Annotated in this window: 27 protein-coding genes; 14 read left to right on the forward strand and 13 right to left on the reverse strand. The window is 64.8% G+C overall.

Features of this window, described 5'->3' with window-relative positions; genetic code table 11:
* Nucleotides 1-32 precede the first annotated feature (32 nt).
* The 5 genes from GGD67_RS02680 to GGD67_RS02700 all read left to right on the forward strand — a co-directional run bounded on the left by GGD67_RS02680 (nucleotide 33) and on the right by GGD67_RS02700 (nucleotide 6,828).
* Nucleotides 33-1,397, forward strand: a complete 1,365-nt coding sequence (locus tag GGD67_RS02680) for a DUF5691 domain-containing protein (RefSeq protein ID WP_246790723.1) — start codon at nucleotides 33-35, stop codon at nucleotides 1,395-1,397.
* Nucleotides 1,394-2,470: an AAA family ATPase gene (locus GGD67_RS02685; protein ID WP_179730736.1), complete on the forward strand. Its 1,077-nt coding sequence runs from the start codon at nucleotides 1,394-1,396 to the stop codon at nucleotides 2,468-2,470. The genes GGD67_RS02680 and GGD67_RS02685 overlap by 4 nt, the downstream gene beginning before the upstream one ends.
* A 16-nt stretch (nucleotides 2,471-2,486) precedes the next feature.
* Nucleotides 2,487-4,712 carry a DUF5682 family protein gene (locus tag GGD67_RS02690; RefSeq protein ID WP_179730737.1) on the forward strand — a complete coding sequence of 742 codons (2,226 nt, stop codon included), beginning with the start codon at nucleotides 2,487-2,489 and terminating at the stop codon, nucleotides 4,710-4,712.
* Complete coding sequence (locus GGD67_RS02695) at nucleotides 4,709-5,890, forward strand: VWA domain-containing protein (RefSeq protein WP_179730738.1); 1,182 nt, start codon at nucleotides 4,709-4,711, stop codon at nucleotides 5,888-5,890. The genes GGD67_RS02690 and GGD67_RS02695 overlap by 4 nt, the downstream gene beginning before the upstream one ends.
* Before the next feature lie 65 nt (nucleotides 5,891-5,955).
* Entirely contained in the window at nucleotides 5,956-6,828 is an 873-nt protein-coding gene (locus GGD67_RS02700) for a bifunctional helix-turn-helix transcriptional regulator/GNAT family N-acetyltransferase (protein ID WP_018317641.1), read from the forward strand.
* A 15-nt stretch (nucleotides 6,829-6,843) separates the two neighbouring features.
* Here GGD67_RS02700 and GGD67_RS02705 read toward each other — a convergent pair whose 3' ends face one another.
* Nucleotides 6,844-7,569, reverse strand: coding sequence for an SDR family oxidoreductase (locus GGD67_RS02705; RefSeq protein WP_179730739.1), 726 nt, complete (start codon nucleotides 7,567-7,569; stop codon nucleotides 6,844-6,846).
* Between the two features lie 104 nt (nucleotides 7,570-7,673).
* Between GGD67_RS02705 and GGD67_RS02710 the strand changes: the two genes are divergently transcribed.
* Together GGD67_RS02710 and GGD67_RS02715 are read left to right on the forward strand one after the other, a co-directional pair.
* Nucleotides 7,674-8,564 (forward strand): LysR family transcriptional regulator, encoded by an 891-nt coding sequence (locus tag GGD67_RS02710; RefSeq protein WP_179730740.1) that lies wholly within the window; start codon nucleotides 7,674-7,676, stop codon nucleotides 8,562-8,564.
* Nucleotides 8,565-8,580: 16 nt separating this feature from the next.
* Nucleotides 8,581-8,967 (forward strand): ester cyclase, encoded by a 387-nt coding sequence (locus GGD67_RS02715; RefSeq protein ID WP_179730741.1) that lies wholly within the window; start codon nucleotides 8,581-8,583, stop codon nucleotides 8,965-8,967.
* A gap of 21 nt (nucleotides 8,968-8,988) precedes the next feature.
* Here GGD67_RS02715 and GGD67_RS02720 read toward each other — a convergent pair whose 3' ends face one another.
* The gene (locus GGD67_RS02720) at nucleotides 8,989-10,209 is read right to left on the reverse strand and encodes an MFS transporter (protein WP_179730742.1); all 1,221 of its coding nucleotides are present in this window, start codon (nucleotides 10,207-10,209) and stop codon (nucleotides 8,989-8,991) included.
* A 381-nt stretch (nucleotides 10,210-10,590) separates the two neighbouring features.
* Between GGD67_RS02720 and GGD67_RS02725 the strand changes: the two genes are divergently transcribed.
* Entirely contained in the window at nucleotides 10,591-11,049 is a 459-nt protein-coding gene (locus GGD67_RS02725; protein ID WP_179730743.1) for a cupin domain-containing protein, read from the forward strand.
* Between the two features lie 4 nt (nucleotides 11,050-11,053).
* On the opposite strand, the gene GGD67_RS02730 is transcribed toward GGD67_RS02725, so the two are convergent.
* Together GGD67_RS02730 and GGD67_RS02735 are read right to left on the reverse strand one after the other, a co-directional pair.
* Entirely contained in the window at nucleotides 11,054-11,632 is a 579-nt protein-coding gene (locus GGD67_RS02730) for a DUF308 domain-containing protein (RefSeq protein ID WP_246784229.1), read from the reverse strand.
* Between the two features lie 86 nt (nucleotides 11,633-11,718).
* Nucleotides 11,719-12,303 (reverse strand): TetR/AcrR family transcriptional regulator, encoded by a 585-nt coding sequence (locus tag GGD67_RS02735; protein WP_179730744.1) that lies wholly within the window; start codon nucleotides 12,301-12,303, stop codon nucleotides 11,719-11,721.
* A gap of 77 nt (nucleotides 12,304-12,380) precedes the next feature.
* Here GGD67_RS02735 and GGD67_RS02740 point away from each other — a divergent pair, with 77 nt between their 5' ends.
* Entirely contained in the window at nucleotides 12,381-12,881 is a 501-nt protein-coding gene (locus tag GGD67_RS02740) for a peptide deformylase (RefSeq protein ID WP_018317649.1), read from the forward strand.
* Between the two features lie 117 nt (nucleotides 12,882-12,998).
* Here the strand turns inward: GGD67_RS02740 and GGD67_RS02745 are convergent, their stop codons facing one another.
* On the reverse strand, nucleotides 12,999-13,652 hold the full coding sequence (locus GGD67_RS02745; protein ID WP_179730745.1) for a hydrolase: 654 nt from the start codon (nucleotides 13,650-13,652) through the stop codon (nucleotides 12,999-13,001).
* A 150-nt stretch (nucleotides 13,653-13,802) separates the two neighbouring features.
* Here GGD67_RS02745 and GGD67_RS02750 point away from each other — a divergent pair, with 150 nt between their 5' ends.
* Nucleotides 13,803-14,684, forward strand: a complete 882-nt coding sequence (locus GGD67_RS02750; RefSeq protein WP_026201889.1) for a LysR family transcriptional regulator — start codon at nucleotides 13,803-13,805, stop codon at nucleotides 14,682-14,684.
* A gap of 103 nt (nucleotides 14,685-14,787) precedes the next feature.
* Here GGD67_RS02750 and GGD67_RS02755 read toward each other — a convergent pair whose 3' ends face one another.
* Entirely contained in the window at nucleotides 14,788-15,666 is an 879-nt protein-coding gene (locus GGD67_RS02755) for a GyrI-like domain-containing protein (RefSeq protein ID WP_179730746.1), read from the reverse strand.
* A gap of 178 nt (nucleotides 15,667-15,844) precedes the next feature.
* On the reverse strand, nucleotides 15,845-17,101 hold the full coding sequence (locus tag GGD67_RS02760) for a serine hydrolase (RefSeq protein WP_179730747.1): 1,257 nt from the start codon (nucleotides 17,099-17,101) through the stop codon (nucleotides 15,845-15,847).
* Between the two features lie 240 nt (nucleotides 17,102-17,341).
* Here GGD67_RS02760 and GGD67_RS02765 point away from each other — a divergent pair, with 240 nt between their 5' ends.
* Nucleotides 17,342-17,692, forward strand: a complete 351-nt coding sequence (locus tag GGD67_RS02765) for an AraC family ligand binding domain-containing protein (protein ID WP_179730748.1) — start codon at nucleotides 17,342-17,344, stop codon at nucleotides 17,690-17,692.
* A gap of 24 nt (nucleotides 17,693-17,716) precedes the next feature.
* On the opposite strand, the gene GGD67_RS02770 is transcribed toward GGD67_RS02765, so the two are convergent.
* Entirely contained in the window at nucleotides 17,717-18,079 is a 363-nt protein-coding gene (locus GGD67_RS02770) for a helix-turn-helix transcriptional regulator (RefSeq protein WP_179730749.1), read from the reverse strand.
* Nucleotides 18,079-18,741: an SRPBCC family protein gene (locus tag GGD67_RS02775; RefSeq protein WP_179730750.1), complete on the reverse strand. Its 663-nt coding sequence runs from the start codon at nucleotides 18,739-18,741 to the stop codon at nucleotides 18,079-18,081. The genes GGD67_RS02770 and GGD67_RS02775 overlap by 1 nt, the downstream gene beginning before the upstream one ends.
* 315 nt (nucleotides 18,742-19,056) lie before the next feature.
* Between GGD67_RS02775 and GGD67_RS02780 the strand changes: the two genes are divergently transcribed.
* A complete protein-coding gene (locus tag GGD67_RS02780) occupies nucleotides 19,057-19,404 on the forward strand; it encodes a hypothetical protein (protein ID WP_179730751.1) in 348 nt (115 codons plus the stop codon).
* 92 nt (nucleotides 19,405-19,496) lie between these two features.
* On the opposite strand, the gene GGD67_RS02785 is transcribed toward GGD67_RS02780, so the two are convergent.
* The 4 genes from GGD67_RS02785 to guaA form a co-directional block, all read right to left on the reverse strand.
* Entirely contained in the window at nucleotides 19,497-19,934 is a 438-nt protein-coding gene (locus GGD67_RS02785) for a type II toxin-antitoxin system VapC family toxin (RefSeq protein WP_179730752.1), read from the reverse strand.
* A 3-nt stretch (nucleotides 19,935-19,937) separates the two neighbouring features.
* Nucleotides 19,938-20,180 (reverse strand): type II toxin-antitoxin system Phd/YefM family antitoxin, encoded by a 243-nt coding sequence (locus GGD67_RS02790; RefSeq protein ID WP_179730753.1) that lies wholly within the window; start codon nucleotides 20,178-20,180, stop codon nucleotides 19,938-19,940.
* A gap of 143 nt (nucleotides 20,181-20,323) precedes the next feature.
* The gene (locus GGD67_RS02795; RefSeq protein ID WP_179730754.1) at nucleotides 20,324-20,947 is read right to left on the reverse strand and encodes a lysozyme inhibitor LprI family protein; all 624 of its coding nucleotides are present in this window, start codon (nucleotides 20,945-20,947) and stop codon (nucleotides 20,324-20,326) included.
* An 84-nt stretch (nucleotides 20,948-21,031) separates the two neighbouring features.
* Nucleotides 21,032-22,630 (reverse strand): glutamine-hydrolyzing GMP synthase, encoded by a 1,599-nt coding sequence (gene guaA / locus GGD67_RS02800; RefSeq protein WP_179730755.1) that lies wholly within the window; start codon nucleotides 22,628-22,630, stop codon nucleotides 21,032-21,034.
* 150 nt (nucleotides 22,631-22,780) lie between these two features.
* Here guaA and GGD67_RS02805 point away from each other — a divergent pair, with 150 nt between their 5' ends.
* Nucleotides 22,781-23,152, forward strand: a complete 372-nt coding sequence (locus GGD67_RS02805) for a nuclear transport factor 2 family protein (protein ID WP_018317660.1) — start codon at nucleotides 22,781-22,783, stop codon at nucleotides 23,150-23,152.
* Nucleotides 23,153-23,331: 179 nt separating this feature from the next.
* Nucleotides 23,332-23,664 (forward strand): DHCW motif cupin fold protein, encoded by a 333-nt coding sequence (locus GGD67_RS02810; protein ID WP_179730756.1) that lies wholly within the window; start codon nucleotides 23,332-23,334, stop codon nucleotides 23,662-23,664.
* Nucleotides 23,665-23,818 lie beyond the last annotated feature (154 nt).

A 23,818-nucleotide genomic window follows, 5' to 3' on the forward strand; every position in this document is an offset into this window, starting at 1 on the left:
ATGCCATGAGCGCAGTCCTGACGCGCTGGACCATGGGATCGGCGGCCGCGCCCGCAGCCAATTTCTGGCGTACCGAACTCGGCAATGATCCCGCCGAAGCGGAATTGCGACTGCTTGCGCTTTCAGGCCAGTTTCTCGGCACCTCGGTGACAATGGAGCCGGCCTCGGTGCTCCGCGTCCTGCCCGATATCCCGACGCTTGCATTGCCGACGGTGCCCGAACAGCTGCGTCCACTCGTGCGCCGGATCCTCGCGGCGAAGAAGCAGGCGCAGGCCGGGACCGAACTCGTCCACTTCCTCGCGGCGCGCGGCTGGACAACCCATCCAGCCGACTGGATGCCCGCCGCTGACGACGATGACGCACCCGATATCTATGCCACCTGGCGCGACTGGGCAGCGCTTGCAAACTCCGACGGCGCCGCGCGGCAGCAAACCGGCGACGATCTCACCGCCGAGAACTGGGACGATTTCTGGCCCGCTGCGCGAAAGGCGGCACTGGCCGAACTTAGGCGGCGCGACCCGTCCGCTGCACGCGCGGTGCTCGAGGCCAAGCTCGCGAGCGAGACTGCCGACGCTCGCTTGCGCCTGCTGTTGCTGCTGTCGGAGCGGCTATCCGACGACGACGTCGCCTTTCTCGAACGCATCGCGACTGATGATCGCGCCTCCAAGGTCAAGGCGCTTGCGGCCTCGCTGCTCGCGCGTCTTGGCCGAGGCCCTGCGGCCGGCGAGGACGTCGCCGAACTTGCCCGCTTCTTTTCGGTCAAGACCAAGGGGATTCTGCGCCGCTCCCGCGTGATCCAGGCCGAACCACTCAAGACACCAGCGCAAGTGCAACGCCGCAAGGCGCTGTTCGACGGCGCCGACCTCGCCTCGTTTTCCGCAGCGCTGGGGCTTGCGCCGCAGGATCTGATCGCCGCCTGGGACTGGACCGTGGACCACGCCGCCGACATGTCACTGATCAACCTGATCGTCGCAACCGGGACGGATGCGCTGGTCACGCAAGCGGCGGATACCATCGGCGAACGCGATGCCGCCGGCCTCGTTACCGCGCTCGCGCCGCGCCTTGCGCCCGCCGCACGCACAGGGCATGCCGAGGCGGCGCTGCGCACCCACGGCATCAGCTTCGAACTGGCCCAACAATTAGCAGGCGCAGCGGCACGGCTGGACGATCCGCTCTCCGCGCCCGCCGGCAAGACCCTGCTCGCCGAGCTTCAGCGCGATGACGCGAGGCCCGGCGATCAGGTCTCGGAGCTTCACGCGCTGGGCCTCATCGCCTCGCGCGACGGCGCGCAACGATCACTGCAACGACTGACGGCTGCGGGCCTGCTGCAGGGCGACCCGCGCCTCGACATGCTGCGGCTCAACGCCGCGTTGGACGACAACGGAGCGAAACCATGAGCGAGAAACTGCGCTTGCCCGCCGAGGACAGCTATGCTGCCGAGCTGAAGGCGCTTGCCGCGGGCGACGGGCATCGTCCGCCGGGCTGGGCACTCTCGCCGCGGCAGGTCGTGACCTACCTCATGGGCGGCAAGGCAACCGACGGGACGGTGATCACTCCGAAATATGTCGGAGACAAGCGGCTGATCGAGACCGCGGTTGCGACCCTTGCGACCGATCGCGCATTATTGCTGCTGGGCGTGCCGGGCACCGCCAAATCGTGGGTGTCCGAGCATCTCGCCGCGGGCATCACCGGCGACTCCACACTCGTGATCCAGTGCACGGCGGGGACCGACGAGAACCAGATCCGCTACGGCTGGAACTATGCCCAATTGCTCGCACACGGGCCGAGCCGCGAGGCGCTGGTCCCCACCCCGCTGATGCGTGCCATGGAGAGCGGCAAGCTCTGCCGTTTCGAGGAACTGACGCGGATGGGCAGCGACGTGCAGGACACGCTGATCACCGTGCTGTCCGAAAAGATGATGCCGGTCCCGGAGCTCAACACCGCCATCTACGCCCAGCGCGGCTTCAACATTATCGCCACCGCCAACAACCGCGACAAGGGCGTCAACGAATTGTCCTCCGCGCTCAAGCGCCGCTTCAACGTCGTCGTGCTGCCCCTGCCCGACAGCGCCGAGGAGGAAGTGGCGATCATCGTCAAGCGGGTCGGCGAGATGGCGCAGAACCTCGATTTGCCGGCACCGAAGAACGTCGCCGACGAGGTCGCGCGCGTGGTCTCGATCTTCCGTGAGCTGCGTTCGGGTTCGACCGAGGACGGCAAGGTCGCGCTGAAGTCGCCCTCGGGCGGGCTGTCGACAGCCGAAGCGATCGCGGTGATGGTCGGCGGCATCAGCCAGGCGACCTTCTTCAACGACGGCAAGCTGACACCGGAAACGCTCGCCAGCAACATGATCGGCGCGGTCGTGAAGGATCCGGTGCAGGATACGGCCGTGCTCGGCGAATATCTCGAAACCGTGCTGAAGAAGCGGCGCGGTTTCGAAGGCTATTATGCTTCGCTGACCGACCTGATCTGACGGCACGGCGCGTCCGATGGCAGGCCAGGTCTCTCTGTTCGGCATCCGGCATCACGGCCCCGGATCGGCGCGGCGGCTGGTGGAAGCGCTCGACGCGCTGAAGCCCGCCGCAGTGCTGATCGAGGGCCCGGCGGATGCATCCGAGCTGCTGCCGATGCTCGCCGACCCTGACATGGTGACGCCGGTGGCCTTGCTCACCTACGCCGAGGACAATCCGGCCAACGCCAGCTTCTTTCCCTTTGCCGACTATTCACCGGAATACCAGGCCGCACGCTGGGCAGTGCGCCACGGCGCGACCCTGCGCTTCATCGACCTGCCGGCGTCGGACCGGCTGGGTACCACCGACGGTGACATTGCGGAGGAAATTGCGGCAAGGGCCGAGGCCGATCCAATCAGCCACGACCCGATCGGGGCGCTCGCGACCGCCGCAGGCTATGATGACGGCGAGTCCTGGTGGTCCGACGTCATCGAGGAGAACCCCGCGACGGGGCCGGTGTTCGCAGCCGTCGCCGACGCGATGACGGCGCTGCGCGCGGACGAAAAATCGCTGTCGGCCCGCGAGGCCGCGCGCGAGGCGCATATGCGGATCGAGATCGCGAAGGCGGCAAAGGAATACGACGGCGCCATCGCGGTCGTCTGCGGCGCCTGGCACGTGCCGGCGCTCGCCGAACGTCGCAGCCTCGCCGCGGATCGCGAATTGCTCAAGGGCCGGCCCAAGACGAAGATCAAGGCGACCTGGGCGCCTTGGACCGCGCCACGCCTGGCGCGCGCGAGCGGCTATGGCGCGGGCGTGGTGGCGCCGGGATGGTGCGCACATGTCTGGGACACGCGCGAGCGCGATCGTGCCGCGGAGTGGCTTGCCAAGGCGACGCGCGTGCTGCGCGATCGCGGTCACTTCGTCTCGACCGCTTCGGTGATCGAGGCGCAGCGGCTGGGCACGGCGCTTGCGGCGCTGCGCGGCCGCCCGGCAGCGGGTTTCGCGGAGCTGCGCGAGGCGGCGATCGCCTGCCTGTGCAACGGCGAACGCGCCATGTGGGACGACATTTCGACCGAGTTGCTGATCGGCGCAGGTGTCGGCGCGATCCCGGCGGCGACACCGCTCGCGCCGCTGCTCGAAGATCTCCAGCGCCAGCAGAAGGCGACGCGGCTCAAGCCGGAGGCGCTCGATCGACCGCTGACGCTCGATCTGCGCAGCGAAAGCGGGCTGATGCGCTCCACGCTGCTGCACCGGCTGAACGCGCTCGACGTGCCCTGGGGACGGCTGACCGATGCGGGCCGCAGCCGCGGGACGTTTCGCGAGAACTGGCAGCTGCGCTGGGAGCCGGAATTCGCAGTCAGGCTCGTGGAGAATCTGCTCTATGGATCGACCATCGCCGAGGCTGCCGGGGGACGCCTGATCGAAGCGATGGGCAAGGAGGCCGAGCTTGCTCCGCTCGCGACGCTGGTGCGCAACGCCATGATCGCCGACCTGTCCCGTGCCACCGCGTTCGGCATCGCGGCCCTGGAGACCAAGGCGGCGCTGACCAGCGACGGACAGTCTCTGCTCGGTGCGCTGCCGCCGATGGCCGACATCCTGCGCTATGGCGAGGCACGCGCCGGCACGGTGGAGCATCTGGCGGCGCTGATGCCGCGCATCGTGGTGCAGGCCGCACTGGCCTTGCCTTATGCCGCGCGCAATCTGGACGGGCCCGCGGCGGCCAAGCTGCGCGGCGCGCTGCTCGCAGCCGACGCCGCGATCCAGCTTGCCCAGATCGAGCCCGAAATCGTAGCCAACTGGCGCGACGCGTTGAGCGCGCTGCTGGACGATGATCTGGCGACGCGGTTGATCGCCGGCACCGCGGCGCGGTTGCTCTACGAGGCCGAGCTCTTGACGGCCGATCACGCGGCCGACCTGCTGACGCGGATGCTCTCGCCCGGCACGCCCGTCGCGGAAGCCGCCGGCTTCTTCGAGGGCTTTTTCGAGGGTGCCGGCCAGCGATTGATCCACGATGCCACGCTGCGCGGCGCCGTCGACGCCTGGTTGATGACGCTGGACGAGGAAGCCTTCGCCGCCAGCCTGCCGCTGTTCCGCCGCGTCTTCTCGGTGCTGGACCGGACCGAGCGCAGGCGATTGATGGACGCGCTGTTCGCGCGCCGCACTGATGCCGCCAAGGGATATCGGCTGCTCGCCGGCGCAGGCGATATCTGGCCCGCGCATCAGGCCCGCGTGCTCGAGCTTCTTATCCCGGGAGCTGCGCGATGAGTGAAGCCGATGAACGCAGCCGCCGCTGGACGCTCGCCCTCGGCGTTGACGCCGAAGGCGCCGAGGGCGGCCCTGCCCTGTCCGCCAGCGACCGCCGCATGTCCGAGGCGTTGACGGCGCTCTATGGCAACGGCGAGGAGGCACCGAAGAAGGGCCGCGGCGGGCTCGGAGGCTCGGCGCCGCGTGTCGCAAAATGGCTCGGCGACATCAGGGAGTTCTTCCCCGCACCCGTGGTGCAGGTGATCCAGAAAGACGCCTTCGAGCGCAAGGGCCTGCGCCAGATGCTGCTCGAGCCCGAATTCCTCGCGACCGTCGAGGCGGATGTGGGCCTGATCGCCGATCTGGTCGCGCTGCGCGGCGTGATGCCGGAGAAGACCAAGGATACCGCCCGCATCGTGATCGCCAAGGTGGTGGCCGAGCTGATGGAGCGGCTGGAGCGGCGCACCGCGGACGCGGTCCGCGGCGCGTTGAATCGCTCGCTGCGCACCCACCGCCCGCGCTTTGCCGACATCGACTGGCCCCGCACCATCAAGGCCAATCTGCGCCATTATCAGGCGGAACATCGCACGGTCGTGCCCGAGCGACTGATCGGCTTCCTGCGCCATCAGCGTCGCATCGTTGATCTCGACGAGGTCACCCTGTGCGTCGACCAGTCGGGCTCGATGGCAACCTCGGTCGTCTATGCCTCGATCTTCGCGGCGGTGATGGCCTCGCTGCCGGTGGTCGCGACCAAGCTCGTCTGTTTCGACACCGCGATCGTCGACCTCACCGAAGAGCTCGCCGATCCCGTCGAGGTGCTGTTCGGCGTCCAGCTCGGCGGTGGCACCGACATCAACCGCGCCGTCGCCTATTGCGAGGAGCGCATCGAACGGCCGGCGAAAGCGCATCTGATCCTGATCACCGACCTCTATGAGGGCGGCGATGCGGACGCGCTGGTCGACCGGCTGGCGCGGCTCGCAACGCGCGGCATCAACGTGATCGTGCTGCTGGCGCTGACCGACACCGGCCACCCCTCATACAATCCCGCGCTGTCTGCGAAGGTCGCAAGTCTCGGCATTCCCGTGTTCGCCTGCACGCCGGATCAGTTTCCGGATCTAATGGCAACCGCGCTGAAGCGCGAGGATGTTGCCGGTTGGGCCGCCGACCAGGACATCAAGCTGATCCGGCCGGAAACCTAGCATCCAAGCCCTATCAGCTCCCCGCCCGATTGACAGAGCATGATATCTGACTAAAGTCAGACATCATGCTCGACCCCGTTTCCCGCGTTCGCCGCTTCAACCGTGCCGTCACCTCCGCCGTCGGCGCGCTCGATACCTCGTTTCTTGGGCGCGGCCGCCCGCTCGGCGCGGCGCGTGTGCTCAATGCGATCGGGCACGGGCGTTCGGACGTGGCCGATATCCGCGACTATCTCGGCCTGGATTCCGGTCTGATGAGCCGGCTGCTGCGCAGCCTGGAAGAGGACGGTCTGGTCGAGACCGCCGCGCATGAGGACGATGCCCGCCGCCGGGTCGCGACATTGACGCGTGCGGGCCGGCGCGAGTTCGCGGCCTATGAGGCGCTGTCGAACACGCAGGCCGAGGGCTTGCTCGCGCAGCATTCGCAGGCTGACGTCCTGCTGGCGGCGATGGACCTGATCGCGTCCGCATTGACGCGCGAGCGCGTTGCGCTGGAGGAGATGGATCCGCGAAGCGAGCAAGCGCGTTACTGCCTCGGCGAGTATTATGCCGAGCTCGGCCGCCGCTTCAGCCAAGGCTTCGACGTCTCGCTGTCGCGCGACCCTGACGCCAAGGACATGCGCCGCCCGCGCGGCAGCTTCATCGTCGCGATGTCGGACACGCTGCCGATCGGCTGCGTGGGCCTGAAGGGAACCGATCACGGTTACGCCGAGATCAAGCGGCTGTGGGTGGCGCCCGCCGCGCGCGGGTTGCGGCTCGGCCGGCGCCTGATGGACGCGGCCGAGAGCGCCGCGCGCGAGCTCGGCATCACGCTGCTGCGGCTCGACACCAACAGCGCGCTGCCCGAGGCCGGCCAGCTCTACCGCACCACGGGCTGGCGCGAGATCCCACGCTACAATGACGATCCCTACCCGGACCTGTTTTTCGAGAAGCGCATCTGATGCGGACGGGTATCGTCACCTCGTCCGCGTCGGGCGCACGACGATCTCGTTGACGTCGACGTCATCGGGCTGCTCGATGGCGAAGCGCACCGCGCGGGCGATGGCGTCTGGCTGAAGCGCAATCGCCCGATACGTCTTCATCGCCTCGGCGGCCACGGGATCGGTGATAGTGCCGGCAAGCTCGCTTTCGACCACGCCGGGATGGATGCAGGTGACGCGGATATTGTCGTGCTCCTGGCGCAGGCCATCCGAGATCGCCCGCACAGCATATTTGGTGGCGCAGTAGACCGCAGCCGTCGGCGACACGCTCAGCGCACCGATCGAGGCGATGTTGATGATCTGGCCGGAGCCGCGCGCCACCATCTCCGGCAGCACGGCGGCGATGCCGTAGAGCACGCCCTTGATGTTGACGTCGACCATCCGGTCCCACTCCTCGACCTTGAGCGAGGCCATCAGCGACAGCGGCATCACGCCGGCATTGTTGACGATGACGTCGACACGGCCCCAGACCCCGCGCGCGGCATCCGCAAAGGCGGCAACGCTGGCGCGGTCGGTGACGTCGAGCGGATGCGCGAGCGCCGTTCCGCCCCGACCGTTCAACTCGGCCGCGAGCGCGTTCAAATGGTCGGTGCGCCGCGCGCCGAGCAGAACCTTCGCGCCGGCCGCGGCCAGCTCGCGGGCAATGCCTGCGCCGATACCGCTGGAGGCACCGGTGATGAGAATGACTTTGTCGATTGGCATGAGATTCTTCCCGTTGCTTTCGGAGTGATTGCGGGAAGATGGACCGGCGCCATCGCTGTGATAAGACGACGATCCCTAACCACACTGACAAGCTATGCTAACCGATGGAACCAGACCTCAACGCCCTGGCGGTCTTCGCGCTGGTCGCCGAAGAGCGGAATTTCCGCGCTGCCGCCGACCGTCTCGGCGTGACACGCTCGGCGGTGAGCCAGACGATCCGGCGGCTGGAGGAAACGCTCGGCATCGCGCTGGTCCAGCGCACCACGCGCAGCGTCAGCCTGACCGAAGCCGGCGAGCGGCTGCATGCGGAGGTCGCGCCCGCGATCGCGGACATGCGCGCCGCGCTCGACGGTACCGAGGCGCTGCGCGGGCGGCCGCGCGGATTGCTGCGCCTCGCCGTCTCCTCGATCGCCGAGCATTTTCTCTCGGGGCACTTCCTTGCGACCTTCACCGAGGCCAACCCGGAAGTGCAGCTCGACATCACCGTGACGGATGCGGAATTCGACATCGTCGCCGCCGGCTATGACGCCGGCGTCCGCCTTGGCGAGGTCATCGAGCAGGACATGATTGCGGTGCCGATCGCCGGCGAGGAACGCCAGCTCGCCGTCTGCGCGCCGGACTTCCGCGACCGCTTCGGCGTGCCCGCGCATCCGTCCGAGTTGGCGTCCTTTCGCTGTATCGGCTGGCGTCCGGCGCCAAACGCCCCGCCCTATCGCTGGGAGTTTGCCGACGGCGGCAAGGAGTTCAGCGTCGCGGTCGCGCCCGAGATGACGACCAACGACATGGCGCTGATGATCAAGCTGGCGGTGGCCGGCGCCGGCATCACCTTCGGCATGGAGGCGAGCTTTCGCCCCGCGATCGCGCGCGGCGAGCTGGTGCCGATCCTGGAGGACTATTGCCCCCGCTTCGCCGGATTCTATCTCTACTACCCGAGCCGCCGCAACGTCGCACCGAAGCTGCGCGCGCTGATCGAGCATCTGCGGCGGCGCGCGTGAACTGGAAGGAGCCCGCATGGAGAGAGAAGAGCTCGCCGGCATCTACCGTGCCTACATCGCCTGCCTGAACCGGCAGGATTGGCCGGCGCTCGGCCAGTTCGTGCATGATGAGGTCGCCCACAATGCGTGGCCGCTCGGGCTCTCCGGCTATCGCGCGATGCTGGAGCAGGATTTTCGGGAGATACCCGACCTGCAATTCCACATCGAGATGCTCATCATCGATCCACCCCGCATCGCGACACGACTGAAGTTCGATTGCACGCCGGTCGGGACGTTCCTTGGGCTTGCCGTCAACGGAAGGCGCGTGTCGTTTTGCGAGAACGTGTTCTACGAATTCGGCAACGACAAGATCCGGCAGGTCTGGTCGGTGATCGACAAGACCGCGATCGAGGCGCAGCTCTGACCTTGCGCCTCGATGTCGAACCTACGCTGCCGCCGGCGCCACCTCCCCTTGCGGCTTCGCAAACGGCCTGAAATTCATCGCCATCAGGAAGGCACCCAGGCCCATCGCCCAGGAAGCGATGTAGAGCCAGGCGTAGCTGGAGAAGGCGTCGTAGATCAGGCCGCCGGCGAGCGGGCCCGTCGCCATGCCGAGGCTGCCGGCCATCGCCGTGCCGCCGATCACCGTGCCCATCATCCGCAGCGGAAAGTTTTCGCGGATCAGCACGGCATAGAGCGGCATGGTGCCGGCATAGATGAAGCCGAACACGGCGCCGACGGCGTAGAAGGTCGCGAGCTGATGGGCGAAGACGTAGGCGAGCGCGCCGAACGACTGGAGCAGCAGCCCCGAGACCAGCACGCGCTTGGCCCCGAAGCGGTCGCCCATCAGGCCGAAGGCGATGCGCCCGCCGAGACCGGCAAAACCCTCGATGCTGTAGATCGTCACAGCCGCGACCAGCGGGATGCCGCAGCTCACGGCATAGCTGACGGTGTGGATGATCGGACCGGAATGGGTGGCGCAGCAGAAGAAGTTGGTCGCGAGCAGGATCAGGAATTGCGGCGAGCGCAGCGCCTCGCCCATCGACATCTCGCTCTGAGCGGTCCCCTCGCCCGTTGGCGCGACCGCCGCATTGGTGAGCGCTGGCGGGCGGCGCACCAGGAACGAGACCGGAATCATGATGGCGGCGACGACGAGCGCGATGATCTGCATCGAGGTGCGCCAGTCATGGTTCGAGACGAGCCAGGCGGCGAGCGGCGCCATCGTCATCGGCGCCACGCCCATGCCGGCCGACACCAACGAGACGGCAAGGCTGCGATGGGTATCGAACCAGCCGGTGACGGTCGCCATCATCGGCGCGAAGATCGCCGCACAGGAGGCGCCGACCAGAAGGCCGAACACGAACTGGAACACGATCAGGGAGGTCGCATGGCTCGCCGCGAACAGGCTGAGCGCCAGCACCGTCGATCCCGTCAGCACCACCGGCAGCGGCCCGAACCTGTCGGACAGCGTGCCCCAGACCATGCTGGTGAAGGCCATTGCCAGAAAGCCGATCGTCATCGCGCTGGAGATGCCGGTCACCGACCAGCCGGTGTCCTTGGCGATCGGCTGCAGGAACACCGGCAGCGAGAACATGCCGCCGATCGCGACGCAGCCGAGCAGGCCGCCGGCGGCGACGATCACCCAGCGATAGTGGGAAGAAGTCATTTCGGTCTCCCGTCAGGTCTGTCTCACGTGGAAGACGAATGGGAACAGTGCCGGCCGACAATGGAACGTCATTTTTGCCGCACGCTTTTGTGAGCTGCCAACAGAAAAGTCGAAAAACAACCCCATGCACAGTAGCCGGCGGCTGTCGAATCAATGACTTACGAGGCAGATGATTTGCGACAACCATGCCGCCATTTGACTCGTCGGGCAAAACACCGGCACCATGCCATCATCCCGCTCTTCCAGATCCCGCCTACCCCCGCGATCGTGACGTCGCGATCCAGGGTTCGCCGCGCGATAGCGGCGAGGTCTGCGGCCGTATTCCCTCTTCATCGCAGCGCGCACGCCCCATCCCATATCGCCAACTCCAGGGACGCATCCATGCCGAAGATCGACATCGCCGCCGTGCCAACGCGAAAAGGCTCCGGTTATCCGGCGCCCTTCAATGCGCCTTGCACTGATCGCATCCGCCAGCGGCTCGGCGATGCCGGGGGCCTGAGGGATTTCGGGATCAACCTGATGCGCCTGCCGCCGGGCAATTGGTCGAGCCAGCGGCACTGGCATTCGCACGAGGACGAGTTCGTCTATGTGCTCGAAGGCGAACTGACGCTGATCGAGGACGGCGGCGAAACCGTGCTGCGTGCGGGCGACTGCGCCGCCTTCCCCAAGGCTAGCGGCAACGGCCATCACATGGTCAACCGGTCGGATGCAACGGCCGTCTATCTCGAAATCGGCTCGCGCTCACCCGACGACCTCATCACCTGCTCCGACATCGACATGATGAGCCCGGCGTCCGACGGCCGCTTCCTGCACGAGGACGGCACGCCCTATCCGGCGTGACGTCTCACAGCGCCACGCCACGGCGCCACGTGCTGACGGTGAGCCAGACCGCCGAGACAAGGAAGTACAGTGCGCCGACCGCAGCGTAGCCCGCGACGTTCGCGATCGACGGGATTGCGGGCATCGTAGCCTGAAAGATGAAGAAGCCGCCCGCCAGCGCCGACTGGCCTCCGCTGAGCACCATGGCCCATTGCGCGCCGTAGCTCCTCCAGCGCCGGACCGCCGTGCCGAGCTGAAGCAATCCGGCAAGGATCGCCCACGCACCGAAGATCCCGAGCACCCAGTTCATGCTCACACGCAAGGCGAGGATGACCGCAAGGGTGGTCGCCAGGCTGACCAGCACGTTCAGGACTTGGGTGCGGTTTTGGTTCAATCCGCCGCTGCAGAACGCGTCGAGATAATTGGCCGCGGCGTCCCATGCCGGATAGGCGACGAGCAAAGTTGCCGCGATTGCCGCAGACGACGGCGCGACGGCAAAGGCGGCAACGACCCAGGCCACGGAAAACGCGGCGCGAAGGAAATAGTATTGCTTCAGCCATTGCGCACGCTCGGACGTATCGGAAGCCATCTCAAGATCTCTCATTTTCCCTTCCTTACCAACTAGTTGGTAGTTTACTTGCGAAACGAGATCGCCTCGCCATTAGGTCGATTGCAGCGGTGCCGGTTGCGTCAGTGCCTGGGGGAAAGCCGATCCAGCAGCGGCCGGGAGATGATCCCGAACATCTTCGGATCGCCATAGGCCCGCGCCGACAGCATCGCGCCGTGAACCGTCGCCATGAAGCCTTCAGCCTCGACCCGAGCCGTACCGGAGAGCTGGAGCCGCCCCTGCCGCTTGCCGCGCTCCATCACCGATGTCAGCCACGACGCCAGCGAGCGGAAGTGAGCCCGGACCTCGAGCGCGACCTCCTCAGGCAGGATCGGAAGCTCGCTGGCGAGCAGCGCGCAAACGCAGAACGGAGCCGTCGCGTCCTTGATGCACGCTTCCCAATACGCGACGTAGCTCTTGAGCTGCTCGCCGGGGTCCGGGACGTTGCGCTCCATGGCCGCCAGCCCCGCCTGGGCCTCCTCGCGATATCGCGACACGAGGGTGCGGACCAGATCGACCTTGCTGGCGAAATGGTGATGAATGCTCGGTTTGCGGATGCCGACGATCTCGGCCACATCGGCGTAACTGAAGCCGTTGTAGCCGCCTGCAATGATCAGCGTACGGGCGCAGTCCAGAATGTCGTCGGCGGTCGAGGAAATCTTGGTCATGGCAGTTAGCTACCTTCCAGTTGGTAGGTCGTCAAGAACGGCGTGCTTCAACCCTCCGTGAGTGGTAGGAGCCCTGCATGACCATCCGCCCCATCGTCCGCTACCCCGATCGCCGGCTCGCGATGCCGGCACGACCGGTTACCGCATTCGACGACGGTTTGCGTGAGCTCGCGCAGGACCTGCTCGACACCATGCGCGCCGCGCCCGGCATCGGCATCACCGCGCCGCATATCGGCGTGCCCTTGCGCGTCGTCGTGCTCGAGCTCGACGCCAAGGATGGCCCCCTCACCTACGTCAATCCAGTCATTGAATGGACGTCACCCGAGATGATCCTGCACCGCGAAGGCAGCGTCTCGATGCCCGGCGTCAATGACGAGGTACAGCGCCACGCCCGGGTGCGGATCAGCTACCACGATCTCGACGGCCAATTGCAGAGCGAGGAGTCGGAAGCCTTGCGCGCCGTGTGCCACCAGCACGAGATCGACCAGCTCGACGGCATGTTCTGGATCCAGCGGCTGTCGCGGCTGAAGCGCGAGCGGCTGGTGAAGAAGTTCGAGAAGATGTCGCGCGGCTCGTAGAGGACTGGCGGAAGTGCAATCCACCCGCCCCGCCGTGACGGGCAAGAGCTGCTGGATGACGCCAGCGGCCTTTGCTTTCGCGCAGCCGCTGGCGAGTCCTTCGCACCCTCGCTCAGATCATCCTGCGTTGCCGGGTACCGGCGTGTTGAGCAGCTGCTGCTCCCACAGGTACGCAATGCCGCTACCGCCGGCATGCTGCGTGATCACCTCCGTCAGCGCGGCAGCTTGATCGGTCCGAGCCCAGTCGCGCTGCCATTCGGCAGCCAGCGCCAACCAGGTCATCATATTCGCCCCCGCCGCAATCATCCGCTGGATTGCGACCTCGTGGGCCTCCACTGACACGGCGCCAGAGGCATCAGTGATCACCGTTACATCCCAACCTTCGCCGAGGGCCTGAATCGCCGGCATCGCAACGCAAATTTCGGTCCACAGGCCGGCGATGATGAGCTGCTTGCGGCCCGTGGCCTTGACCGCGTCCACCACCTTTCGGTCCTGCCAGGTGTTGATGAACGTCCGGTCGATCACGTCCTGGCCAGGAAAGACATCCGTGATCTGAGGGAACAGAAGACCACCCCGCTCAGCGATCACCGTGGTCAGGATCGTGGGGACACCGAAGGCCTTCGCGGCCTTGGCCAGACCCGTCGTATTGTTGATCACCATCTGCGGTTCGTGGCTGTTCACGTTCGCGAGCTGGTAAGGCTGGTGGTCAATCAGAACGAGTACCGAGTCTTCGGGACGAAGAAGCGAAGCAAGGCCGTTACGAAAGTTCATCGTTGCATCCCCTATTGCCGTTGTGAGCGGCACTGGTTTTTAAAGACGTACGCCAGCAGCGACGTAGCCAACGCCGAGATTGGTGTTCCCGAATGCGATGCGGTAGTGTCGCATTGCGGAACGCTGTGTCGCCGAATGAGGAACGCTGAATTGGATATCGAAGAGATACAGACGTTCGTCGAAGTCGCTGATGCCGGGGGAATTTCATCCGCCGCGCTTCGGCTGGGCGTCGCCAAATCGATCGTCAGTCGTCGGCTCCTCCGGCTTGAAGAGGAACTTGGCGTCCAGCTCCTTGCACGAACGACCCGTGGGGCTGCGCTCACGGAAGCTGGCGTTACCTTCCGCGATTATGCAGCCAGAGTCAGCGCCGAGATCGATGCAGCGAGGGAGGCGATCCTACCCGCTGGAGAGCTGCGCGGCCGCTTGCGGGTTGCAGTGCCGTTTTCCTTCGGCCCGACCCACTTCGCTCCCATCCTGGCGGAAATGGCTCGGCGCCATCCCCAGCTCCAGATCCACACCTGCTATAGTGATCGCTTCGTCGATCTCATCGCAGAAGGATATGATTGTGCGATACGGGTTGGTTATCTTCAGGACTCCAATTTGATCGCAAGACGCGTCGGCGCCGTCTATGGAAAGCTTGTCGCGAGCCCGGACTACATCAAGGCCCATGGGTCGCCCAAGTCGCCGGAGGAACTCCTCGCCCACGAGGCCCTCATGCAAAGTACCGAAGCGTGGCAGCTCATGGATGGCGACAAGATCATCACGGTTCGTCCGCAGGGGCGCTTCAAGGCCGACAACGGCACAGCTCTCCTCTTCGCAGCAACGGCAGGACTCGGGATCGCCTATCTTCCCGACAGTCTCACCCATGAATATGTCGCTTCCGGAGCGCTCGTGCCCGTGATGCCACGATATCCCCCGCCTCCCGCGGGTGCATATGTGATCCGCCCGCCGGGCCAGCATCCCGCACGGAAGATACGGGTGCTCACAGAATTGCTGATCGAGTATTGTGAGCCCGCTCCGCATCCTGCGTGACCTCCTCCGCCGGCGTGGTCTTCTGATCTGGATCACGAAGGCGACGACTGACGGTCGTTGCTGGATCCAGCGGCTGTCGCGGCACGCTGGGGTCCTAGCAGCGCTATTTCAGCGGCAAAAACAAATCCGCGACCGTTTCATGCTCGGGCACTTCCGGGAAGAAGCTCAGCCGCTGGCAATAGATCGGGAAGTCGCGTGCCTCCTCGCCGCTGGCCGGAAGCCAGTCGCGATAGAGATAGAGCGCGGCGGGCTCCAGATTGTCGGTGTAGCCGACGATCCGCAGCACGGCGCAGCGTCCGCCGGGGATCTCGCCAGCCTTGATCTCTTCGCCATTCGCCTCAATCGGCTGATCGGTCCCGACACAAAGGTCCGTGCTATAGTCGGCCGACGACGCAGGACGCCGCTCGGATCGCCAGACGTTGAAGGTCGGGCTTGTCCTGGGGTGCAGGCCGGCGGCCCTGCGCCAAGCGATGAAGCGCTGGATGGTGGCGCCGAGCGTCGCCGGGTCGCCCCGATGCTCCATGATCGCCACCCGCGTGGTGGGCACGTCGCGTATCGTCACATCGTCACTGCTAAAAGTCTTCATGAGCTTGTTCCTCGCGTTATCGAGAGGCCCGAAGGCCGCAAGCCACGGCTCCCAGTCGGGAGACTTCCGGAACGACGACGGCGATTGCCCGAACCGTTGCCGAAAGGCGCGGGCGAAGGCGTCTGGCGTGTCGTAACCGGCATCCATCGCAATATCAGTGACGCTTTGGGCGTTGCCGTAGGCCAGTTGATGCGAAGCGCGCTTCATGCGGGCCAACTGGACATAGCGATGCACTGACAACCCGAAGGTCGCGGTGAATTGCCGGTGGAAATGAAACTTCGAGAACGCGGCAACAGCGCTTAACCCGTCGAGGTCCAGATCATCGTCGAGATGCCGGTCGATATGATCCAGCACCCGTCGCATCCGGTCCTGATAGTTTTGCAGCGCCGCCTTCATCGTCCCTCCTCCGTGGCGGCTCCATCTGGTCGCAGACGGCGATAACGCGCTCGACCGATCTTGCGGTTTGAGAGGATATCGCGGCATTCGCCGGCCCCGTAGGGCGGATTAGCGAAGCGTAATCCGCCATCTGAACGAGAGCGGCGGATTACGCCTTGCGGCTAATCCGCCCTACCACCTATCCCGCCATCAGCGCCTTCGCCAGCGCCATATAGGCCGGCAGCGTCACGGGATCGTTAGCGGCGTTGCCCGCAACGGGGTGCGAGGCGTAACGCGCGATCACCATCTCGGCCTTGGGATCGACATAGATGCCCTGGCCGTAAACGCCGCGTGCCATGTAGGCGCCGTGGGCGTTGTGGCTGACCCACCATTGGTTGCGATAGGAGGCGCCGGGCAGCGTGGTGTAGGCGGCGGGCTTGAACTTTTCGGGGTCGCCGCCGCGAGCGATGTCCTCGACCACGGATGAAGGCACGATTTGGCGACCGTTGAAGCGGCCATGGTTGCGCATGGTCTCGCCGAAGCGGGCAAGATCGCGCAGTGTCGTGGAAAGACCGCCGCCGCCGCTTTCGGTGCCGATGCGGTCGACGTGATAATATGCATCCTCCTCCGCACCCATCGGCTGCCAGATGCGCTCGGACAGAAAATCGGACAGCGTCATGCCGCTGGCGCGCCTGATGATCCAGGCCAGCACGTCGGTGTTGACGGTCTTGTACGCAAAGACCTTGCCGTGCTCGCCCTGCTTATTCTGCGCCATGAGGAAATCGAAAATGGTGGTCGGGCCATCATAACCAGGCTCGATCGGCGCCATGCCGTTGGCCCGCCGCAATCCCCACACGGCGGAATTCTTGTCGGTGTAGACTTCGGTGTAGGCGAGCCCCGTGGTCATATCCATGACCTCGTGCACGCGCGCATCTCCGAACGCGCTGGCCTTCAGCTCCGGCACGTAGTCCGTGACCTGCGCCTGTGGATCGATCCTGCCCTCGGCGACCAGGATGCCGGCGAGCACGCCGGTGAAGGACTTCGTTACCGACATTCCAATATGCGGCTTGTGCGGCTTCAACGCGCCGAAATAGCGCTCATAGATCAGCTTGCCCCGATGCAGCACGGCGATGCCGTCCGCATAGGTCTCCTCCAGCATCTTTGCGAAGGTCATGGGCCGGCCGTCCATCGTGGTCGAGGCGACCGCGCCGATGTCGTGATCCTCACGCGGCAGCGGCGAGGCCGGCCCCGCCCCGCGCCAGACGTTCACCGTCGGTACCAGCTGCCGGACATTGCTCCACGCCCAGCGCAGCTCGGGAAAACTGCGGAACGAGCCGTTCTGGAAGGTAATGGTGCGGTCCGGCGCTGGCGGGAAACCCTTCATCCAGCCGACGATCTCGGGGTCGGTCTCGGCGGCGGTTGCGGGCTGTTGGCTGGGGGCGATCGCAGGGGACATGCAAGCTGGCTCCGGAGAGGACGATGCGGATGTCGTATCACGGCAGAACGTGACGGAGATCCGACGTTTCCGCCGGGTCCCTGCGCGCCGATCAGGCAATCGTTCACCGCCAGAGGTGCGGCAAGGATCTCCTGATGCATGGCGCTGCGTCAAACCGCCCCGCGGCGATGTTGAACAAACACCGGCTTCAGGCGTCTACCGTCCCACCCTGTCAAGTCAGGCGCAGAACGGAAGGATCCCATGAAGGTTCGCAAGTTTGCCGCGGCGGATGCGTCGTTCGAACGCTCGCCCGGGCAGGACGGAGACATTTTCGCAGGCAATGTGATCGACCAGCGCCACGGCGGCCCGATCACCATCGGATTCGGCCGCTATGCGCCGAACCAGAGCCTCGATGAAAAGCTCGCCGTAGACGACGTCATGCTCGTGCTGAAGGGCAAGCTGTCGGTGTCGAGCGCAGCCGGCACCGTCACGGCCGGACCCGGCGAGATCATCTACATGCCCAAGGGCGAGAAGGTCACCATCCGCTCGCATGAGCAAGGCGCCGTCACGGCCTATGTCACCTATCCACATTGGCAGGAGGCGCATGAGTGAGGCGCTTCGGGTTCGGCACAGCTCTCAGGCCCTCTTGCCGCTCCGCTTTGTCAGCGGTGCATTGCGCCGCTCCCGCTTGCCGCGCGCGATCTCCGTCGCCAGCGCGTCCAGCTTCGGCTCCCAGAAAGTCCTGAACCGACCGACCCACGCATCCACCGCCTGAAGTCCGGCGACGTCGACCGAGTAGAGGCGTCGTTGCGCTTCCGCCCGAACGATCGCAAAGCCGCTCTCGCGCAGCACCTTCAGATGCTGCGACACGGCGGCTTGCGTGATGCCGAATTCGGCGCCGATCGCCTCCACGACTTCCCCGGAGGCCATCTCTCCCGGGGCGAGCAGTTCGAGGATGCGTCGGCGCACGGGATCGGCGAGGACTTCGAAGACGTGCATCAGCTTCCTGTGCCGGGGTGAGCGGTGTCAGGCGGCATCTCGCCGCGATAAAAGGCAATGGTGCGGTCCGAGCGCTGCTTCGCCGAGGCCGCATCCACCCCGCTCGCGACATGCGCAGCGCGCCACAACTCACCGCTCCCGGTCATGAATTCCTTGCCCTCGGCCGAGCCCATCCACGCCTCGGCCGTCTCGTGGTCGACCGATGCCCCCGTCGCAACGTATCGCTCGAGCCCGGCAATGGCGAGGTCCCAACCGATGCCGACCGCACCCGGACCGAACTGATTCCAATGATCCTCGATGATCGCGCTGTGCTCAAGCGTCAAGCGCGCCTGGCTCCGTTCTGCCGCCAGCGTGACGTCGATCCAGCTGACCGCGCCTGCAAATTCCCACGTCGCCGCGAAATGAGTCGGCGGCGCGCAGGCCGTGATGGTGCCGCCCGCATTTCCCTTGAGCTGATATCTTCCGCCGAGCTGGAGATCTCCCTCCACCGGCAGAAACCAGCGCGGGATGCGTTCCCTGCTCGTCACCGCATCCCAGAGGTCGTCGACGCTGGTGTCGTAGAGCCGCGTCAAGGTGACCGTACTGGCCGCCTTCCCGTCCTTCTCGAAATTGCGCACCGAACGCGTGACAAGTCCCAACACCCTGGCAACGTCGATCTCCATCCCGGACCTCCCGTTTGGTTTCGGGACGGAATATCGGCATAGGCTTATATAAGTCAATACTTATATTATAGCGTGCGACCCTCACTCGCCGTTGAGCACGATGGGTTCCGCCGACACTTTGAGCGCACGAGCGCCCGCCGGACTTCGCGCGCGTCATCGTCGATCTCAAGGAGTTCAACCGGCGTTGATGCGGCCGCCGGCCGGCCGGACGCGCTTGCGCTGGCGTTACCCCCAGCACCGATGCTACGAGGCTGCACGCACAGGATGAATCATGGATGACTTCTCAAGGAAGTCCATTCTCGACGGAATCCAGGAATGAATGTAACTGTCTCGATCGTCGTCGTGGCTGCCGAGCTTGTCGTCAGCGCGCTGAGTGCCTTCATCTCAATTGCCGCGCTTGGCTTTGCAGGAGAGGCCACCCGATCCAGGGACCTGACGGCCTTCGGCTGGATCCTCGGGGCTCTCTACATCATCGTCGCCCTGACGCCCCTCATCGCAACCGCATGGGTGGCTTACAGGCGGTTCGTTTCGGACAAGGCATTTCCGGCGCTCGAAGTCATCTCGTCGCCATACCTGGTCCCGGTGGTGCTGTTGGTCGGTGCAGCGATTTTCTGTGTCGGGCTGCTGGCGTTCCAGAACGGCGCGGGGTTGGCGCCAAGATAGGTGCGACGCTTGAGACCTGTTTGAGAAAAGCTGGCACAGTCCGTCGGGATCGGTGGAGCGAAGCGATGTCCGTCCTGCGAGCAGCGCAATAATCAGGACGGCGGCAACTCGCCGAAGGGATCAAGCACGGGCACGCCGAGCGGCAAAAAATGCCTCGCGTTGCGTGAGAGGACCGTCAACGCGTGCTGACGCGCGGTGGCAGCAATGATGATGTCGGCAAAGCCCGGCGAGTGACCCTGCCCACGTGCGCGGTCTGACAGCTGCCCGGCGATCCGCGCCGTTGGTACATCGAATGCCAGGATTCGATCTCCATAGAGATGCAGCACGGCGTCGAGCCAATGGGATAGGTCCCTGCTCTTGCGCGTCGCCTTCTCGCGCCGGAGTTTGGCTATTCCGTCCTCGATTTCTGCGACGGTCACAGCGGACAAGAATAGGGAACCGGATTGCGCATCCATCCACGCGACGACCGCCGCGGACACCGGCCGGTTCGGTGATGCGGCGGAGATGACGTTAGTGTCGACGAGGTACACGTCTCAGAAATCAGTCTTGCGCAGCTTGGACCGATTTCGCGCCGGCAAATCGCCCGCCATCACGGGAGCCGCCATCAGCAGACGACCGAAGCTCGGCACCTGCGACAGCCGCTGCCACTCTTCGTAGCTCACGACCACCGCCTGCTTCTTGCCGTGACGCGTGATCACCGCAGGCTTGCCGTCAATGGCTTCATCGACGACCGCGGAGAGATTGGCCTTAGCATCACGAAGCTGGATTTCGCGCATGGGACACCTATGTGACTACTGTGGTCATATAGGAAGACGGCTTACAGTTCAAGGAGACGGAGTAGATGACGGGAGATGGGTTTCGCTGCGCTCTACCCATCCTACGGGCCCTAGAATTTGGATGCTAACGACCGCCCAGTTGATCAGTTGGAATTCAACCTATGCCGGTCGCGGATCTCCGCTTTGATTTTAGCCGCGCGCTCGATCGTCAAGGCACGAAGCTCCGAGGAATATACCAACGGCCTCATTGACCCTCCCTCGAACATCCCCGCTGAAAAATCGGCTTGCCGCTTTGAATAGAGGCGCCATGCTCGCTGTGCTTTTTCGAAGCGATTTATCTCCTTTTCGTCGAGCACCCCCTCAAGCGCGCCAACAAGGAACTCCAACTCCTTTTCCGCAAGGTCAGTCAAGTGGAAAGCGTAACGATTCATCTCGCGCTGATTAAGAAGCGTGTCCTCAATACGAAATTCGTCACCATCCCCTCTGAGTGCACTTCCTTCGATGCTATCAATTACCTCAGCCTCGTCCTTCGCTCGGCGAGCGCTTCTATCCGAAATCTGGTTCTTCAAATTCTGCAATGCTTGCAGAGAAATATTGTCACCTTTCATATCCTTCTGAAGCTTAGCAAGCCGCTCGAAGTCCTGAATATCGTCTCTAGTTGACTGCCCTTCCCACCATCTTTTTAACACGTACCCCCCACTGCTCAGAACTGCCCCCACAACAGCTCCCAAACCGACCAATAGAAATTGATCCATAGTGGTGCTCATTCAATGCTGGCGACAGGCTCAGGGCGGGAAGGAAATAACTAGCTAGAGATACGAGGACAAATTCACGAGCGCAGATGACCCTTCCTACTCCCACTCAATCGTCCCAGGCGGTTTGCTCGTCACATCATACACCACCCTATTCACGCCCTTCACCTCGTTGATGATGCGCGTCGCGGTCTCGCCCAAAAACTTCATGTCGAACTGGTAGAAGTCCGCGGTCATGCCGTCGGTGGATGTGACGGCGCGGAGGCCCACGACGTAGTCGTAGGTGCGGCCGTCGCCCATGACGCCGACCGTCTTCACCGGGAGCAGCACGGCAAAGGCCTGCCAGATTTCGTCGTAGAGGCCGTGCTTGCGGATCTGGTCGATGTAGACGGCGTCGGCCTTGCGCAGGATGTCGAGCTTGTCGCGGGTGATGTCGCCGGGGCAGCGGATGGCGAGGCCCGGACCCGGGAACGGGTGGCGGCCGACGAAGATTTCGGGCAGGCCGAGCTCGCGGCCGAGCTTGCGCACCTCGTCCTTGAAAAGCTCACGCAGCGGCTCGACGAGCTTCATGTTCATGCGCTCGGGCAGACCGCCGACATTGTGGTGCGACTTGATGGTGACTGAAGGTCCGCCGGTGAAGGAGACGCTTTCGATCACATCAGGATAGAGCGTGCCTTGCGCGAGGAAGTCGGCGCCGCCGATCTTCTTGGCTTCCTGCTCGAACACCTCGATGAAGAGGCGGCCGATGGTCTTGCGCTTGGTTTCGGGATCGGTGACGCCTTCGAGCTCGCCGAGGAATTGCTTCGAGGCATCCACGTGCACGAGCGGGATGTTGTAGTGGTGGCGGAACAGGTCGACCACGGTCTTGGCTTCGTCGAGGCGGAGCAGGCCGTGATCGACGAAGACGCAGGTCAGCTGGTCGCCGATGGCTTCGTGGATCAGCACGGCCGCGACGGCGGAATCGACGCCGCCGGAGAGGCCGCAGATCACCTTGCCCTTGCCGACCTGCTGGCGGATCTTGGCAATCTCCTCCTCGCGGAAGGCGCGCATGGTCCAGTCGCCGGTGAGCCCGGCGATCTTGCGCACGAAGTTGCGGATGAGTTTTGCGCCGTCGGGCGTGTGCACCACTTCGGGGTGGAACATCAGGCCGTAATATTTACGCTTCTCGTCCTGGATGATCGCGAACGGCGCGTTCGGCGAGGTGCCCGCGACCGAGAAGCCCGGCGGCATCTTGGTGATGCGGTCGCCATGGCTCATCCAGACTTGGTTCTTGCCGCCTGATGACCAGACGTCCTCGAACAGCTTGCTCGGCGCCTTCACCTCGACATCGGCGCGGCCGAATTCGCGGTGATGGCCGCCCTCGACCTCACCCCCGAGCTGCGCCGCCATGGTCATCTGGCCGTAGCAGATGCCCATCACGGGCACGCCGGAATCGAAGATCGCTTGCGGGGCGCGAGGCGAGCCGGCCTCGTGGACCGACTCGGGGCCGCCCGAGAGGATCACCGCCTTCGGCTTCATCTCATTGAAGGCGGCTTCGGCCTTGTTGAACGGGACGATCTCGCAATAGACGCCGTCCTCGCGCACGCGACGCGCGATCAGCTGCGTCACCTGGCTGCCGAAGTCGACGATGAGAATCTTGTCGTGCGCCGAGGCCACCGAGGGCGTCGACGCGGAGCGGTCGTTCTGTGCTGCTGTCATGGCCAGCAGATACGCGACGGGGGCTTTTCCCGCAACCACGCGGGCCGCGCGCCCACATTCTTCTTTGGGCATGGACAAGACCGATATAGGTAAGTATCATTGACCTAATTTGCCCCAGTCCTCAAACGGGGCCCGATCAGGGAGAACGCCATGTCACAGCATCATCAGCCATCAACGCTTGCCGCCCTCGGCCGGACCTGGGTCGAGGCCTGGAACGCGCGCGATCTCGAGCGCGTGCTCGCGCTCTATGACGAGGCCGCATTGATGACCTCGGACCGCATTCCGGCGCTGGGGTTCGATGCCAGCGGCACCGTGCGCGGCAAGGACGCTTTGCGCGCCTATTGGGGGAAGGCGCTCGGGCTGGTGCCGGAGCTGCATTTTTCGCTGATCGAATTGTTCGTCAGCCCTGATAGCGTCGTGGTGTTCTACGCGAACGAGCGCGGCAAGAAGATCTGCGAATATCTGCGGGTGAATGACGCGGGCCTGATCGTGCAGGGCTCGGCGAACCATTTGCCCCACTAGCCCATCCTCGTCATTGCGAGCGCAGCTCTCGTAGGGTGGGCAAAGGCGCGCTTGCGCCGTGCCCACGATCTCTTTCAAGATCGCGAGATATGGTGGGCACGCATCCGCTTCGCTCTTCGAGCGAAACGGAAGCTTTGCCCAGCCTACGAGACTGCCGGCTCTGAAACAGGACCTCCCCCATGAAACTCCCCGCCTCCCCCTTTACCGTCACCGACTGGAGCAAGGTCGAGGCCACCACGCATCCCGGCGAGACCGGCCAAGCCAAGTGGCGCACGCTCGATATCGGCGAGCTCCGGGTGCGGATGGTCGAGTATTCGCCGGGCTATTTGGCCGACCATTGGTGCGATCGCGGCCACGTGCTCTACGTGCTCAAGGGCGAGCTCGACAGCGAGCTGCGCGACGGGCGCAAATTCAAGCTCACGGCAGGGATGAGCTACCAGGTCTCGGACTACGGCGACGCCGCGCACCGGTCCTCGACCGCGACCGGGGCGACGCTTTTCATCGTGGACTGAGATCGGCCGGGCGGTTAATTTGCACCGCAAAATAGCAAAGTCGCGCGACGCGCCGGGTCACGGGTGGTGCCTTGAACTGGCCCCAAATTCTCGCTATATTGTGATCATCGATACTTGGCCGAACGACTGGGCCGCTTCGCTTCGTTGCTGACGG

The organism is Bradyrhizobium sp. IAR9 (assembly GCF_013408065.1).
Classification (GTDB): domain Bacteria; phylum Pseudomonadota; class Alphaproteobacteria; order Rhizobiales; family Xanthobacteraceae; genus Bradyrhizobium.